Origin of the sequence: Ruminococcus sp. N15.MGS-57 (assembly GCF_000980385.1) — a bacterium.
In the GTDB taxonomy this organism is placed as follows: Bacteria; Bacillota; Clostridia; order Oscillospirales; family Ruminococcaceae; genus Hominimerdicola; species Hominimerdicola aceti.
The window spans coordinates 1-567 of the sequence record NZ_LARF01000139.1; the positions used below are offsets into that span (position 1 = coordinate 1).

Below are 567 nucleotides of genomic sequence, written 5' to 3' on the forward strand. Positions count from 1 at the left end.
GGTAAAAAAGAAAGGTCAGTCGATTTTGCCGATGAAGCGGTAGTAGATTTCTACTTCCTGCTCACGGCTTCCGTCCTCGCCCTTGACAGCTTCGTGGACGGTTATTTTTTCAATTAGAGTGTTCAGAAGTTCGGCGGTCAGCTCCACAGGGTTGACATACTGTTTCATCAGGGCAATCCACTTTTCAGCATCCGCTGCGGTCTGTACGGCGGCTTCCATCGTTTCGTGAAGCTGTCTTATTTTTGTTTCAAGCTCCTTTTGCTCGTTCTGGTACTTCTCGGACAGCATATTGAAGTTATACTCGGTTATGCGTCCGGCAGACCAGTCCTCATACATTTTAGCAAACAGCCCGTCAACCTCGGCTTTACGCTTCTCTGCCTTTTTCAGCTCCGCAGCCTGCTTTTTCTTCGCAGAGTTTCTTTCCCTGTCGCTGGCATTGAGCAGGCGTTTCAGCAGCTTGTCCTCGTCTTTCTGTGCCAGCATAGACCAGTATTGCAGTCTTGCAAGCACATAGGCATACAGTACATCATAGCGGATATAGTGCATGGAACACTGGCGTAATCCCTG

At 48.9% G+C, this 567-nt stretch carries 1 protein-coding gene; it reads right to left on the minus strand.

The features are described from left to right. Positions 1–15 precede the first annotated feature (15 nt). Positions 16–567, minus strand: a 552-nt coding sequence (locus WS40_RS10985; RefSeq protein WP_046442313.1) for a DUF4368 domain-containing protein, incomplete at its 5' end; no start/stop codon positions are given.